This is a genomic window from Rhodococcus sp. MTM3W5.2, from assembly GCF_001984015.1.
GTDB lineage: Bacteria > Actinomycetota > Actinomycetes > Mycobacteriales > Mycobacteriaceae > Rhodococcus_G > Rhodococcus_G oryzae.
Map to the genome: position 1 here is coordinate 1445533 of NZ_CP019572.1, position 15553 is coordinate 1461085.

Sequence of the window (15553 nt, forward strand, 5' to 3'; positions counted from 1 at the left end):
TCGCGATGCGAATCTGTGTTAACAAAAATCCCGCGCGCGGGATCGCGTGTTGCCATACTGGGCGCATCCGTGAGGGTACGTCAGCCAGCCACACCGTGACAGGGAAGGAACACCAGGATGTCACTCAGCGATGATCTGCTCTCGCAGCCGCTGCAGGCCCGTAGGAACCATTGGAACAATCAGGTCGCCACCCATGCGGCCATGCGGCCGGACGCGGTGGCGCTCCGTTTCCAGGGAGCCACCACCACGTGGTCCGAGCTGCACCTGCGCTCGGAGTCGTTCGCGGACGCACTCGCTCGGCGAGGTGTCGGGTTCGGCGACCGGGTTCTGCTCGTCATGCTCAACCGCCCCGAGTTCCTCGAGGCGGTCCTCGCCGTCAATTCGCTCGGTGCCATCGCGGTCCCGGTCAACTTCCGCCTCACCCCGCCCGAGATCGCATTCATCGCGACCGACAGCGGCGCGACCGCGGTCGTGACCGACGTACCGCTGGCGCCCCTCGTCGCTGCTGTGCGAGCTCAGGTTCCGGCCCTGTCCACCTGTGTCGTCGTGGGGCAGCCGGGTGTGGAGGAGGTGCTCGGGTACGAAGAACTGCTCGACGAGGATGGCGAGGCGCACGCGCCGATCGACCTGATCGAGGACACCCCCGCGCTGATCATGTACACCTCCGGCACGACGGGCAGCCCCAAGGGTGCGGTTCTCTCACATGCGAACATGCAGGCGCAGGCCCTGACCTGTATCCGGGCCCTGCGGATGTCCGGTGGTGACGACGTCGGGTTCTGTGCCTCGCCGATGTTCCACATCGCCGCGCTCGGGAGCATGGCTCCGTCCCTCGTGCTCGGAGTGCCGACCGTGATCCATCCGCTCGGTGCATTCAACCCAACGGAGCTGCTGGAGGTATGGGAGTCGGAGCGGGTCACCACGGCCTTCCTCGTGCCGGTGCAGTGGCAGGCGGTGTGCGCGGAACCGACTGTCCGTCAGCGTGATCTGGCGCTACGGGTCATCAGCTGGGGTGCTGCGCCGGCTTCCGACGTTGTGCTGCAGGCGATGGCGGACACCTTCCCCGGCGCGATCAACGTTGCGGTGTTCGGGCAGACCGAGATGTCGCCGATCACGTGCGTTCTGGACGGCGAGGACGCGGTGCGCAAATTGGGATCGGTCGGAAAGGTCATCCCGACGATCCAGGCGCGCATCGTGGACGACGAGATGAACGACGTGCCCGCGGGGCAGGTCGGCGAGATCGTCTACCGGGGACCGACCATGATGCGCGAATACTGGCGGAACCCGCAGGGCACCGCAGATGCGTTCGCGGGCGGCTGGTTCCACTCCGGAGACCTGGTTCGGCAGGACGAGGAGGGGTTCATCTTCGTCGTCGACCGGAAGAAGGACATGATCATCTCCGGCGGGGAGAACATCTACTGCGCCGAGGTCGAGAACGCGCTTTTCGCACATCCGAAGGTGTTGGAAGCGGCGGTGATCGGGCGACCGGACGACAGGTGGGGTGAGGTGCCCGTCGCCGTCGTGGCGCTGCGGGGTGACGATCTCACCCTCGCTGAGTTGTCCGAGTTCCTCGATGGTCGGCTGGCCCGGTACAAGCACCCGAAGGAACTGGTGATCGTGGACGCGCTGCCGCGCAACGCCAGCGGCAAGGTGGTCAAGGGCGAGCTGCGTAAGGACCACGGATCGGTGTCGGTCAGAGCCGGCTGACACCCGCTCGGGGCATGGACGACGGGGAGGGTCGTCCATGCCCCTCTCTCGCATCGCGGGACCTCCGGAACTCCCTCTCGACGCGGTAGGTCGGAGTGCCCGCTAACTCGGCAGTCCGATCGACGTCATGTCGGACCGCATGAAATCCATTGACATAAAACGAGTAGCTGGGTCCACGTGGGATCTTCTCCGCGAGACCCGCTCGTCTGATCAGTGAGAATCACCGTTTACTTAATCCTTGCGACGGAGTGCATGCCGTGAGAGGCTTCACACATTCGAGGTCCGCGGTTTTCGATCGCGAACTGGTTGAGAGGGGGCTCTGGCGATGACATACGAACTACCGGTCGCCAAGGGGCCGGTTCGTGACGTCGCGAACCAGGGCGGGTACCTGATCGGATTCGCGGTTCTCTCACTCGTGGCTTTGGCCCGAGCGTTGTTCCGCCGCCGATTGTCTCTGCACGAGACCATCACTCAGACATTGTTCATCGGCAGGGTCAGCACCGGCCCCTCGCTGCTGCTGATGATCCCGATCGGCGTGTTCATCGCGGTGTCGGTGGGCGAGCTGGCAGGCCGGATCGGCGCGGGTGGGTATTCGGGTGCGGTGGTGGCCTTCATCATCGTCGGGCAGGCCGCTGCCCTCGTGTGCGCGCTGATGATGGCGGGTGTGGCGGGCTCGGCGATCTGTACCGACCTGGGGTCACGCAAGATCCGGGAGGAGATCGATGCCATGGAGGTCATGGGCATCGACGTCGTCGAGCGGCTGGTCGCGCCCAGGCTGGTCGCCGCGGTGGTGGTCTCGCTCGCGCTGTGTTCGATGGTGACCTTCGGCGGCGTGATGGCCTGCTACCTCTATCACATTTACGTTCAACATCTTCCGGCCGGAACCTTCATGTCGACCTTCAGTCAGTACGGACGGATGTCCGACTTCGTGATGGCGCTGGTGAAGGCGGCAGTCTTCGGTCTCACGTCCACCCTGGTCGCGACCTTCAAGGGCTTGCATACCAAGGGTGGGCCACGCGGAGTCGCGGATGCGGTCAACGAGGCGGTGGTGATCGCCTTCGCCCTCGTGTTCATCGTCAATGCCGCGCTCTCCGCGCTCTACACCGTGATCGTCCCGGCCGTGGGGTCCTACTGATGGTCGGCTTCGACACGATGGTCCGTGCGCGACGTCAGTCGACCGTGCCCGTCAGGGCGGTCTACGGAGCGCTGGTCGACGTCGGCAGGCACGTGACCTTCTATGCGCGGACCGTCGCATCGATCCCGTTCGCGCTCACGAGGTATCGCAAGCATGTCCTCGGTCAGATCAGCGAGGTCAGCTTCGGTACCAATTCGGTGCTCTCCGGGGCGGCACCATCGGAATCGTGTTCGCGATGTCCCTGGCCGCCGCGATGATGCTCGGCGTCGAGACGCAGCGCGGTCTCGAACTGGTCGGGATGACGACGATGTCGGGAATGCTCTCCGCCATCGCGAACACCCGCGAGCTCGCACCGGTCGTGGTCGCCATCGCGCTGGCGGCCAAGGTCGGCACCGGATTCACAGCTCAGATCGGAGCGATGCGGATCTCGGACGAGATCGACGCGCTGGATGCGATGGCAATCCGCTCGATCCCGTTCCTCGCCGGCACCCGGGTGCTGGCCGCCATGGTCTGCGTCCTCCCCATCTTCATGGTCGGATTGCTCGCGAGCTACCTCTCGACGCGGCTGGTGATCGTGTTCTGGGCGGTGCCTCGGCGGGTACCTACGACTACTTCTTCCACCTGGCGCTGTCCCCGCAGGACCTCGTCTACGCCGCTCTCAAGGCGGTGGTCTTCGCCGCGGTGGTCTCGCTGGTGCACTGCGCATACGGCTATTACGCCTCGGGCGGCCCCGCGGGGGTCGGGCAGGCCGCGGGCCGCGCGCTGCGCACCGCGATCCTCGCGATCGGGATCCTCGATGTGCTGATGACCTTCGCGCTGTGGGGCCTGGTCCCCGAGATCCCCGGAATGGGGGTCTGAGGTGGACCAGTTCACGGGACGATCGCGCGGGTGGCTGGCGCTGCGGGGGCGGTCGCGGTGCTCGTCGGTGTGCTCGTCGCGGTGACGCTGGTGTTGCGAGGATCGGGGAACCTGCAGCGCGATCCCGAGGTGGTCGTCGCCATTCCCGCGTCGGCGGGCCTGATCACCGGTGAAGCGCCGGTTCGCTATTCCGGTGTCAATATCGGCAGAATTTCCGGAATCGACTCGGGCACACAGTCTTCTGTGGTGCGCCTGCAGATCGATGCCGCCGCGATCGGTCAGGTGCCCTCCTCGGTCCGAGCGCGGGTGGTACCGCGGACGTTCTTCGGGACATCTACCTCCAATTGGTCGATGATCCGAACGCTCCGTCTGGGGTCGCGCTCGCGGACGGTGACGCGATCGCTGTCGATGCCGGTCCGGACGCTGTGGCCCTCTACGGGATATACACGAAGATGGTCGACGTCCTCGACCACATGCAGCCTCAGAAGATGCAGACAGCGCTGACCGCGCTTGGCCAGGCGCTCGACGGGCGGGGGGAGACGGTCGGCCGAATCGTCGACCGGCTCGGCTCGGCTTCGCGAACGCTTGGCCCCGCCGCCGAGCAGTTCGTCGGGGCGACTCCCGATTTCCGTTCGGTGATGGCGGCGCTCGACACGGCGACACCGGACGTGCTGGCCACCCTGACCGCGGCGACATCGGTATCGCAGCGAATGGTCGATCACGGCGAGCAGGTGGCGGCGATGTTCGGGAGCGCGGCGGGATTCGCCTCGGTGGCGGCGTCGTTCGTCGGCGAGCAACGCGATCAGATCATCACCGTGGTCGATTCGACGGGCACGATCCTCGCTACCACCGCGGCGAACCCGTCCGGCCTTGTCGACACCCTGTCCGGGGCCGAGACCTTCGGGCGGCGGGCGCTCGGGTGTTCGCCACGGGAAAGTTCAACATCACCGCGGTGCCGACGTTTCAGGGCCCGCTGCCGTACACGGCGTCCGACTGTCCGCGCTACGGCGACGAGTACGGCGCCGACTGCGGTGGGGCCCAGGTCTTATCCGCCCAACCGGGACGCCTGGCCGTGGTCGATGTGGGACGCGAGGCCCCCGTGTTGAACCTTCTCGAGGCGGGCCTGCGCGAGAATCGCGCGACCACCGACCCGGATGCCGTCCCGAACCCGGCCACCGTCGTCATGCTCGGACCGATGGTGCGGGGCAGTGAGGTGACCGTCCGATGAAGATCGGTTGGGTGCCCGCGCTGAAGGCCGTCGGATTCTGCCTGACCGGCGTGCTGTGCGGGTCGTTCGTGGTGAACACGCTGACGGTTCCGGTGCGCGGTGCCACCGACAGGTACACGCTCGAATTCACCGACGTGGAGGGCCTGAGCCCCGGCAACCCGGTGACCATGGCTGGCGTTCGGGTTGGGCGCGTCGAGACCATCGACTTCGCCGACGCGGGCGGCGGCACCAGCAAGGCCGTGGTCCGGATCGAGGTCGAATCGGAGCACCGACTGGCCAGGGACGTCACCGCAGCGGTCCGATACGGCGACATGCTGGGCGCACGCTACATCGCGCTGACCCAACCGGACGGCGCCGCGATCGACACCGTGGCGATCGGGCAGCGCCCGGCTGCCCTCGAACCGGATGGGCTGATCCCGGTCGCGCAGACAACGCCGCCGGTGGACCTGACCGCTCTGATGAACGGGTTTCGGCCGCTGTTCGACGCGCTCGCCCCCGATCAGGTCAACACCCTCACCCGTGGATTCGTCGAGACCTTCAGCGGACAGGGACAGACGATCGCGACCCTGCTCGCACAGATCGGCTCGCTGAGCACCGGGCTGGTCGATCGGCAGGACGTGATCGAGCAGCTGGTCGACAATCTGGTCTCCCTGCTCGGCTCGGTCGAAGCGAGGGCCCCTCAGCTCGAGCAGCTGTTGGCAGGGCTCAGCGGGCTGAGCACTTCGGTGGCGGGCAACAGCGACCAACTGATCGCGCTGCTCGGCGACGGGAACCGGGCAGTCGCTCAGATGGCGCAGGCGATGGCCCGGTCCAACGGGGCCTTCGGGAGGTCCGTGACCGATCTGAAGGCGGTGACCGACAGTTGGGTCGCGAGTACCGACGAGTTCAACGCCTTCGTGGCCAAGATGCCGGAGTTCGGGGCCGCGATCAACCGGATGGGCAGCTACGGCGGATTCGTCAATCTCTACCTCTGCAACTTCACCCTGAAGGCGGGCGATGTGGAAGCAAACATCTTCGGCAGCACGCATTCGCCGGTGTGCTCATGATGTTCCTGGTGAAGCTGATCGACGTGTTCGTCGGCGCAACGCGGTTTCTGTTCACCGGCGAGCGACGGCCTGGCAGTGGCACGCCGATGGTGCTGGGCGCCCTCGGGATCATCGCACTGGTGGCGGGCCTCGGGATCGCGATCGGCGCGCCGAAGGTGTGGTATCTGGCGCGGACCGGTCCCTTTGTCGCCGAACTCGACAACGCCGCCGGGTTGTCAGGAGGTGACCCCGTGTACGTGGCAGGGGTCCCGGCCGGCCGGGTGGAGGGCATCGAGTTGTCGGGTGACCACGTCCGGGTCGATTTCCGGTTGGACAAGCAGCAGCCACTCGGTAATCAGAGCACCGCAACCGTGCGGCTCAAGACGGTACTCGGCAAGCGGTACCTGGAGATCGTGCCCGCCGGGGTGGACGACGGCGGCACCGTCATCCCCCGTTCCCGCACCACCGTTCCGTACAGCCTCGACGACGTCAGCAGGGACGCGACGGCGGCCGCCGATGGTGTCGATGTCGACTCGATTCAGGCGATGATGACCACGCTGTCCCAGATCATGCCCGCCGATTCGGACCAACTCGGGAAGACCCTCGCCGGGCTCAGCGGCGCATCGGCCGCGTTCGCCGAGAACGGGCAGCAAATAGACGAACTCCTCGTCATGTCCCGTTCGCTCATCGATCTCGTTGTCCGTCAGAGTGATTCGCTCGTGACGACGATGTCGAACGCGCAGACGGTGTTGCAGATCCTCGCCGTCAGGAAGCAGGCACTGACCGAACTGGTGGACAACCTCAGTGCGGTGGTGGCGAACCTGTCCGCCTCGATGTCCGACCATCAGGAGGAGTTCGGACAGCTGGTCACCAACCTCGTGTCGATCACCGACACCCTGAAGACGAACGCGGGCAACATCGACGTGCTGATGGACCGGCTGCCACCCGCCCTCCGATCCGCGACCGATGCGACCGGTAACGGGGCCTGGACCGATGTCAACGCGCCTGCCGCGGTGATCCCGGACAACATGCTGTGTGCCCTCGGAGTGATGCAGGGGTGCAGATGACCGCCGCCCGGTGGTCGCGAGTTGCGACCGCGCTGACGCTCGCCGTCACGCTGGCGACGGCGGGATGGTTCGTCTTCGCCCGCACCGACGACTCGAAGACGGTGTACGCGAACTTCAGCTACGTCAACGGGATCTACCCCGGTAGCAAGGTCACCGTGCTCGGAGTTCCGGTCGGGTCGGTGATCGCGGTACAGCCGCAGGGCACCTCGGTGCGTGTGACGATGACGGTGCCCGGCGAGGTGGAGCTGCCCGCAGACGCGAGTGCCTACGTGCTCAACCCGTCGGTGATCAGCGACCGGCACGTCGAACTCGGACCCACCTACGGTGGCGGGCCGATGCTCGCGGACGGTGCCGAGATCCCCATGGAACGCAGCCACGCCCCGATCGACTTCGACGGGCTGGTGGGCAGCATCAGCACGCTCACGGATGCCCTCGGTGGCGATGCACCGGACCGGCAGGGCGACAGCACTGGCGACCTGTTGACCGAGGTCGCGGACAACTGGCGCGGCAACGGCGACCAGTTCAACGCCGCCATCAAGAGCCTCAGTGCGGCAACGGGAGTGGTGGGGGCGCGGGCCGAGGACATCGGGGCGCTCGTGCGCAATCTGAACACCCTGATGGTGGCGTTGGACGCCCGTCAGGTGAGCTTGGACTCCCTCGTCGCCGACCTCGGCGAGCTCGGGACGAATGGTCGGCGCGGAAGATCGACATCGCCGGACCGCTGCAGGACCTGCGCGTGGTGCTCGATCAGGTCAACATCTTCATGACCCGACACGGAGACGATGTCGGCACGATGGCCGAGAACACGCGGGTGCTCGGCGACACGATTGCCGCGAACCAGGCCGGCCTCGCCGAGTTCATGGACGTGGTGCCGCTGCTGATGCAGAACCTCTCCAACACCGTCGGGCCCGACAATCGGGGCCGGATCCGGCTGAACGTCTCGACGTCGCTGACCCAGTTCGCTGTCGCGAAGCCGCTCTGTGACGCCTATCCGCTGCCGCTGTGTACCGGGGCCGGGTTCACCAATCCGATCTCGTTCCCGGTCAGTGCGTCTGACCCGCTGGGCATCGTCTCGGCGGTCACAGGGGCCGCGCAGGCGCCGAGGGGGAATTGATGCGCCTCAAGTCGATCGGTCTCGCTTGCGCCACGCTGGCAGGCAGTCTGCTGCTGTCGGGCTGTGGCCTCGGCATCGCGGACCTGCCGCTGGGCCGCTCGGCGGACGGTGCCGACTACTCGGTCACGCTGCAGCTCGCCACCGCGGATGGATTGCTGGCTGGTGCCGACGTACGGGGCGGGCAGAAGGTGATCGGTCGCGTCGCGGGCCTGGCGACCGACACGGTGGGTGCGAGGGTCTCGCTGAGTCTCGAACTCGCGACCGAACTGCCGGACAACGTCGAGGCATCCGTGGAACTTCCTTCCGCACTGGGGAACCCGTTCATCAGGCTCACCGAACCCGCACAGCCCTCGTCGCGGCCACTACGGGACGGCGATGTCATCGCCGAGTCCCGCACGACGATCGGTCCGCAGATCGAGAGTGCGCTGGCCACCCTCGGCACGATCGTCAGCGGAAGCGGGCTGAGTCAATTGCAGACCGTCGTCGGCGAGTTGAACACGGCGTTCGCGGGCCGGTCGGGGGAGGTGCGGGGACTGATGGACACGCTGGCCTCGCTGATGGCTGGCGCGACAGCCAATCAGAGCGAGTTCGATGCCGCCATCGACCTCGCTGCACGGGTCTCGCAGCAGCTGGCAGATCAGCAACGGGTCGTCGACGGCTACCTCGACGCGATGCCGGGTGCGGTCGAACTGCTCACGCAGCAACGGGATTCCATCGGGTCGCTGCTCGCCTCGACGACCGCGCTCGCGACCAACACCGACGCCATCCTCGCTGCGTCGCCGCAGGGCATCGACGGCATACTCGTCGATGCCGGCACGGTGATCGGGGCGTTGAACAGCGTCAACGGCAGGATCGCCACGACGTTGGACAACATGAACACATTCCTGGGGAACTTCGGACGCTCGGTGCACGGGGACTACCTGAACTTCGATGGCGCGCTCGACATTCCGGGAGGCATCGACAAGCTGATCACCGGAGGGGCGCTGCCAGGCGGCGCCGCGAGCCCGCCCGCGGGCACGCTTGCATCGCTGCTGACCGGCGGTGTCCCGCTGCCCGCGCCGGTCCCGGGTGGTGTCCGATGAGACGCCTCGTGCTCGTCCAGCTGGTGCTGTTCGCCCTCACGTCGGCGATCGTCCTCCCGTTCGGTATCAATTACGTCCTCGGGCCGCAGGCGTTCGGGGACCCGGTCAGGGTGCATGCCACGATGACGGACGCGCTCGGGCTCACCGCCGGCACCAGCGTCACTTACCGGGGGTCATGGTCGGGAAGGTGGCGGGGGTGTCGCTCGACCCCGACATCCGCGGTGCCCGTGTGGAGTTCGACCTGGACCCGGGGACCCTGATCCCGCGGGACAGCGTCGCCCGTGTCGGGATGGGGACAGCCGCTGGCATCCAGAACGTCGACATCTTCCCCAACACCGAGCTAGGTCCGTACCTCGCGGAGGGTGACGAGCTCGCCGCGCCCGCCGACGCCCAGCCGGTCCAGATGGGTCAGATGATGTTGCAGGCGGCCCGACTGATCGAGGACATCGATCCGCAGGCGGTCAGCGATATCGGCACGGAGCTCGGCGCGTCGTTCGACGGTCTCGGTCCGGCGATGGCGAGCATGATCGATCACGGTGACCGGCTGTCGGCTCAACTCGACGAGCAGGCTCCGATGCTCAAGGCCCTTCTCGAGCGGACCACCAGTCTGGTCGGAGCGATGGCGGGACAGTCCGATTCGTTCGGGCGGGGGATGGCGGCCGCGCGCAACTTCACCGAGCAGCTCGACTCGAGCGCGCCGGTTCTCGTCTACCTCGCCGACACCTCCCCGCAGGCGCTCGGCAATGCCAGGACCCTGTTCGACCGCTACCGCGACACGTTCGGGGCCGTGCTCGCGAACCTGGTGACCGTGGAGCCGATCATCTCGGATCGCAGCGATGCCCTCGCCGCCGGTCTCGTCGGTATTCCACAGGGTCTGGGCAAGCTGGAGTCGATCGTCACCGGGGACCGGGCGAACTTCGCTCTCGTCGCAACGCAGGGGCCGGTCTGCAGCTACGGCACCGTGCGCAGGGCGGTCGGCGACGTGAGTCCGACCGAAACCGATCTCACCTACTACTGCCCGCCGGGAACGAACATCGCTCAGCGTGGCGCCAGGAACGCACCCCGTCCCGACGAGCTGGGCTTGCAGAACGCGACAACGCCGGGGACCCCCATCGGTCCCCCGTTGTAGCCGACCCGATCCTCATCCCCACCGGGGTCGAGGCACTGAACTACTGGAAATCGCTTCTGGAGGATCTCGGACGATGACAACCGACAGCATCACAGCCGCTACGCCGCGAGAGTCCGACGCACCCCCGCCCACAGCGGAGAGCGAGATCGAGCCGGTGCCGCCGCGTCGCGCGATCGCTTCGCTGCGTCGACCGTCGGCGCTCGTGGCGCTGCTGTTGGTGCTCGTGATGCTCGCCACGTCGGCGGTGCTGACGATCCAGGTACTCCGTGCCCGGCACCTCGACGCCCTACGCGCCGAGGCGGTCGACACCGCGCGGGAGTACTCGGTGGCGATGTCCTCGTTCGACTTCCAGAGCCTCGATGCGAACCGGGACACGATCATGGAGATGTCGACCCCGGCGTTCGCGGACAAGTACAACCAGATGGTCGACGCGCTCGCGCAGATTGTCACGGAGGGCAAGGGGCAGGCGACCGCGACCGCGGACCACGTGGCGGTCGAGCGTATCGACGACTCATCCGCGCTGGTCCTCGTCTTTGTGGACCAGCAGGCGAAGAACGTCGTCTCGCCCGACGGCAACTCCCAGAAGTACCGGATGGTGGTCTCACTCGTCCGTGAGGGCGACCGATGGATCGTCGACAACGTCGACACCAAATAGTCACGTACGAGGACAGGGGAAGCGATGTCCACTCACTACCCGGAGGCCTCGGCCGGCGGATCGGCCCTGACCACGGCACAGACCCGGATCCGGATCACGTCCTCCGCGCGCAGGTGGACGCGGCGACCCGCGCACATCTCCGAGGCATTGGACTTCTGGTCCTTCGCAGGTGGCGCGGCGAACGTGGTCATGCAGCTGAGCTGGCCCGAGGTGGCCTACGGGGTGATCGAGAGCAAGGTGGAGTCCGGCAGCCTGATGCGCCATCCCTGGAAGCGGGCCAGGACGACCTTTCAGTACCTCACCGTCGCGATTCTGGGAACCGACGAAGAGCGTCTCGCCTACCGGGACGCGGTCAACGTCGCACACCGGCAGGTGCGCTCGGACGAGAACAGCCCGGTCAAGTACAACGCCTTCAATCGCGAGCTCCAGCTGTGGGTGGCGGCCTGCCTGTACATCGGTTTCGAGGACACACACCAACTCCTGCACGGAGCGATGTCCGAGGAGCAGGCGGAGTCGTTCTATCGGTCGTCCAGCACCCTGGGGACGACTCTGCAGGTCACCGAGGAGATGTGGCCCGCCACCCGGGCCGACTTCGACCGCTACTGGAACAACGCCTGCCTGCGGGTGTCGGTGGACGACACGGTCCGCGCCTATCTGATGGACCTGGTGAACCTGCGGATGATCGGGTGGCCGCTGCGGCTGGTCTTCGGGAACCTGTTGACGTTCCTGACCGTCGGTTTTCTGCCGCCGCTGTTCCGCGAGCAGCTCCTGGTCGAGTGGAACGAGGACGATCGTAGGCGATTCGAGCACCTGTTCGTATTCGTCTCGTTCGTCAATCGGTTCCTGCCTCGCTTCGTCCGGCACGGAGCCAACTACGTGCTGATGCGCGACATTCGTAGGCGGATCGGCGCCGGGCGGGCGCTGATCTAGGCCGCGGGGGCGGGTTTCGCCGAAATGTGATGAACGCTAAGTTACTCGCTAGTAACAGTCGGGTGCTGGTAGCAAATAGCGCGTAACGCGTGTCGGCTGAATGGGTCTCCCGTCTTTGGTGTGCGATGATTTCGGTTGCTGTATTGCAGGTCATGACGGACTGCGTGCTGTGACGGGGGTCATCGGGAGGTGGAGGCAGGCTCCGCAACCTGCATAGGCCGATCGAGCGATCCTCGACGCGGTCGATGGACCGTGCGCGCTGTTCACCGATGGCGGGCACCCTCGCTGACGTGGACTTATGTGTGCGGCGCCGGGTTACTTCGGGAAAACGGCTAACGCGGATCGTTCGAGCGGCGATGTGATGGGTGGACTGAACGGAAGACCATTTCGCCGCTTGGGCGGGGCCATGACGGGATACAGCGACGGAGTGTCGTCGAGATGGGGGAGCGAACGTTGGACGCCCTGGGTACGGTCGGACCTGCTGAATCTTCGGATGAAGGGGCGCAGGTGAGTGCGCACCCGCAGGATGCCGCACCGTTTCCGCTCTCGTCCGCGCAGCGTGGCATGTGGTTCGCTCAGCAGGCCGCAGGAGATGTTCCCCTCAACATCGCTCAGTACGTCGAGGTCGACGGAGTCCTCGACGTGGACGTCCTCACGGCGGCATGCCGATTCGCCGGCATGGAGCTCGGCTCCGCCTACCTGCGTCTGATCGCCGATGATGGTCTTCCCCAGCAGATCGTCGATCGAACGATCGACGATCGCGTCGAGTTCATCGACCTCTCGGGGCACGAGGACCCGGTCGCGGCGGCGCAGGCCTGGATGCGCAACGACTACGGATCCGCTCGTGACCTGTTCGTCGAGCGCCTCAATGTGTCGACGGTTCTGAAGCTGGCCGATGATCGCAGCTACTGGTACTGCCGCTTCCATCACATCTCCATCGACGGCTTCGGCGCGATGAACATGCTCAACCGCGCCGCGGAGGTGTACACGGCGCTCGTAGAGGGCCGGGAGATCACTCCGGGCAAGGCTGCCGATCTCGTCGAGATCTACGAGGACGAGCTCGCCTACCGCAACTCCGACCGCTTCCAGCGTGACCGGGAGTACTGGATCGAGCGGGTCGTCGACCTGCCTGCGGCGCCCAGCCTCGCGGGCCGTACCGCGCCTGTCGACTCGCACGCCACCGTGGCGGGCGAGCAGGTACCGCCGTCCACGGCCGAGCTGCTCAGCGCGACGGCGTCCGCGAGCGTCGTCGGCGAGACCCCCGCCATCGTCGCCGCCTTCGCCGGCTACCTCGCCGCGATGACCGGCAACGCCGACGTGGTGCTGAGCCTGCCGGTCTCCGCGCGATCGTCCGCGGTACTGCGCAGGTCGGGCGGCATGGTGTCCAATGTCGTCCCGATCCGGCTGCGGATCGACGGCGACACCACCGTCGAGGACCTCATCGGGAAGGCGAACCTCGAGCTGACCGGCGCCCTGCGGCGCCAGCGGTACCGGCACGAGGACATGCGCCGCGATGCCGGAACCGTCGACGGCCAGCGCGGATTCTTCGGACCGTCGATCAACATCATGATGTTCCACCGCGAGATCCGACTCGGTGATCTCACGGGCCGGTTCACCGTGCTCAGCACGGGCCCCGTGGAGGACCTCGCCGTCAACCTCTACCCGAGTGTCGCGGGCAAGAGCGTCCAGATCGACTTCGAGGGCAACCCCAACCTCTACAGCGCGTCTGATCTCGACGCCTACCACCACCGATTCCTGAGCTATCTCGAGCGCTTCCTGTCGGCGGCGCGCGATTCCGAGGTGCGCGGCATCGATCTCCTCGAGGTGGGGAGGCGGAGCACCTCCGATCCCTCGGCGCGGGCGGGTCGGCCCCCTTCGAGCCGAACATCATCGATCGCTGGGAACAGAGCGTTCGGCGTGACGCAGGCGCGGTCGCGGTTGTCGGGTCCGGAAAGTCCGTCACCAGGGGCGAACTCGACCGGCGCGCGAATCAGCTCGCGCGCGAGCTGATCACCAGGGGCGTCGGGGCCGACGACATCGTGGCGCTGATGGTGCCGCGGTCGGTGGACTGGGTCGTCGGGATGCTGGCCACGTGGAAGGCGGGGGCCGCGTACGCCTACGTCGACCCGACGCTGCCAACCGATCGGGTGCAGTCGATCCTGGAGGACTGCGCGGTGAGCTGCGTGGTCGCCACGAGCGCGTGGGAGAGAGCGGGATTCGACGGCCAGGTCATCCTGCTCGACGATCCGATCTCGCAGGCCGCCGTCGCCGAGCTCGATCCCACCGCCCCCGCGAATCGGTGGGCCGAGCCGTGCGCGGGCGAGCGCGTCGCCTACGTCATCTCGACCTCGGGTTCGACCGGTAGGCCGAAGCCGACGCTGGTCCCGATGCACGGATTCGCGAACAACGTGGACTGGTACCGCGGAGAGGTTGCGCTGCAGCCCGGCCATGGCCTGCTCGTGGCAGGCTCACCCAGTTTCGATGCCACCCAGAAGAACGTCTGGGTGGGACTGTCGGAGGGCTGGTCGGTCCATCTCGCGGGCGATCCGTTCGACCCGGTCGAGGTCCTGGACATCGTCGACAGCGGGGTCGTGCGGGTCGCGAACATGGCGCCGAGCCTGTTCAACGTCCTCCTCGATCACGACACCAGGGGTGTCCTGCCCAAGCTCGATGCGGTCTTCCTCGGTGGCGAGGCCATGCGCGTGGACCGGCTGGGTCATCTCGCCGCGGCAGGCACCCGACTGGTCAACCATTACGGTCCCACCGAGGTGACCGACATGACGACCTTCCACGAGGTGTCCGTCGACCACGCGAGCTACCCGGATGGGCGGATCCCGATCGGTGGGCCGCTGCCCAACGTCGATCTGTACGTCCTCGACGAGCACCTGCGGCCCGTCCCCGCGGGGGTGACCGGAGAGCTGTACGTCGGTGGCGCCGGTGTCGCGCGTGGATACGGCAACCGGTTCGGCCTCACCGCGTCGACGTTTGTCGCGGACCCCTTCCGCGCCGCCGGGACGCGTATGTACCGCACCGGCGACGTGGTGTGGTGGAACTCCGATGGCGAGCTCGAGTTCCAGGGCCGCAGCGACTTCCAGGTGAAGATCCGCGGACTCCGGATCGAGCTGGGCGACATCGAGGCCGCCGTCCTCGCGCACCCGGACGTGGTGGCGGCCACCGTGCTGGTCCACGAGAGCGATCTCGGGCAGCGGCTGATCGGCTACGCCGTTCCTGCCGCGGGCGCCGACCTCGACGTCGCCGCCGTCATCGGTCACGTCGGCGAACTGGTGCCCAGCTACATGGTGCCCGCATCGATCATCGTCCTGGATCGGCTGCCGCTGACCGCGAACGGGAAGGTGGACCGGAAGGCGTTGCCGGAACCGGACTTCCGGACCCCGGTTTCCGCCTTCGTGGCGCCGGCCACCGCGATGGAGAAGACCATCGCCGCGGTGTTCGCCGAGGTGCTCGGCCTCGACGAGGTCAGCGTGGAGGACAGCTTCTTCGCACTCGGCGGCGACAGCATCATGTCGATCCAGCTGGTCTCCCGTGCCAAGGAGGCCGGCGCGGTGTTCACCACCCGCGACGTGTTCGACTGTAAGACGGTCGCGGGCCTCGCCGAGGTGGTCACG

12 protein-coding genes and 3 pseudogenes are annotated in these 15553 nt (G+C 66.9%); all 15 read left to right on the top strand.

Annotated features, from left to right (window positions below):
• Positions 1-117: 117 nt before the first annotated feature.
• Entirely contained in the window at positions 118-1704 is a 1587-nt protein-coding gene (gene fadD5, locus BTZ20_RS06665) for a fatty-acid--CoA ligase FadD5 (protein ID WP_077040820.1), read from the top strand.
• Positions 1705-2029: 325 nt separating this feature from the next.
• Positions 2030-2839, top strand: a complete 810-nt coding sequence (locus BTZ20_RS06670; protein WP_077040821.1) for an MlaE family ABC transporter permease — start codon at positions 2030-2032, stop codon at positions 2837-2839.
• A pseudogene (locus BTZ20_RS06675) lies at positions 2839-3697 on the top strand (MlaE family ABC transporter permease). The gene BTZ20_RS06670 and the pseudogene BTZ20_RS06675 overlap by 1 nt, the downstream one beginning before the upstream one ends.
• 69 nt (positions 3698-3766) lie before the next feature.
• Entirely contained in the window at positions 3767-4201 is a 435-nt protein-coding gene (locus BTZ20_RS27785; protein WP_223263658.1) for an MlaD family protein, read from the top strand.
• Positions 4123-4803, top strand: a complete 681-nt coding sequence (locus BTZ20_RS27790; RefSeq protein ID WP_262982549.1) for an MCE family protein — start codon at positions 4123-4125, stop codon at positions 4801-4803. The genes BTZ20_RS27785 and BTZ20_RS27790 overlap by 79 nt, the downstream gene beginning before the upstream one ends.
• Positions 4800-4925 (top strand): hypothetical protein, encoded by a 126-nt coding sequence (locus tag BTZ20_RS28945; RefSeq protein ID WP_262982550.1) that lies wholly within the window; start codon positions 4800-4802, stop codon positions 4923-4925. Before BTZ20_RS27790 ends, BTZ20_RS28945 begins: the two co-directional genes overlap by 4 nt.
• The gene (locus BTZ20_RS06685; RefSeq protein ID WP_077040822.1) at positions 4922-5971 is read left to right on the top strand and encodes an MCE family protein; all 1050 of its coding nucleotides are present in this window, start codon (positions 4922-4924) and stop codon (positions 5969-5971) included. Before BTZ20_RS28945 ends, BTZ20_RS06685 begins: the two co-directional genes overlap by 4 nt.
• On the top strand, positions 5971-7017 hold the full coding sequence (locus BTZ20_RS06690; RefSeq protein WP_077043537.1) for an MCE family protein: 1047 nt from the start codon (positions 5971-5973) through the stop codon (positions 7015-7017). Before BTZ20_RS06685 ends, BTZ20_RS06690 begins: the two co-directional genes overlap by 1 nt.
• Positions 7014-8131 (top strand): annotated as a pseudogene (locus BTZ20_RS06695) (MCE family protein). The gene BTZ20_RS06690 and the pseudogene BTZ20_RS06695 overlap by 4 nt, the downstream one beginning before the upstream one ends.
• Positions 8131-9213 carry an MCE family protein gene (locus BTZ20_RS06700; RefSeq protein ID WP_077040823.1) on the top strand — a complete coding sequence of 361 codons (1083 nt, stop codon included), beginning with the start codon at positions 8131-8133 and terminating at the stop codon, positions 9211-9213. The pseudogene BTZ20_RS06695 and the gene BTZ20_RS06700 overlap by 1 nt, the downstream one beginning before the upstream one ends.
• A gap of 196 nt (positions 9214-9409) precedes the next feature.
• The gene (locus tag BTZ20_RS06705) at positions 9410-10342 is read left to right on the top strand and encodes an MCE family protein (protein WP_317616081.1); all 933 of its coding nucleotides are present in this window, start codon (positions 9410-9412) and stop codon (positions 10340-10342) included.
• A 73-nt stretch (positions 10343-10415) separates the two neighbouring features.
• Positions 10416-10997, top strand: a complete 582-nt coding sequence (locus tag BTZ20_RS06710; RefSeq protein ID WP_077040824.1) for a mce associated protein mas1a — start codon at positions 10416-10418, stop codon at positions 10995-10997.
• A gap of 24 nt (positions 10998-11021) precedes the next feature.
• Positions 11022-11927: an oxygenase MpaB family protein gene (locus BTZ20_RS06715; RefSeq protein ID WP_077040825.1), complete on the top strand. Its 906-nt coding sequence runs from the start codon at positions 11022-11024 to the stop codon at positions 11925-11927.
• 438 nt (positions 11928-12365) lie between these two features.
• Positions 12366-13937 (top strand): condensation domain-containing protein, encoded by a 1572-nt coding sequence (locus BTZ20_RS06720; RefSeq protein ID WP_083742559.1) that lies wholly within the window; start codon positions 12366-12368, stop codon positions 13935-13937.
• Positions 13889-15535 (top strand): annotated as a pseudogene (locus BTZ20_RS27795) (non-ribosomal peptide synthetase); the annotation flags it as partial. The gene BTZ20_RS06720 and the pseudogene BTZ20_RS27795, both read left to right, overlap by 49 nt.
• Positions 15536-15553: the final 18 nt, after the last annotated feature.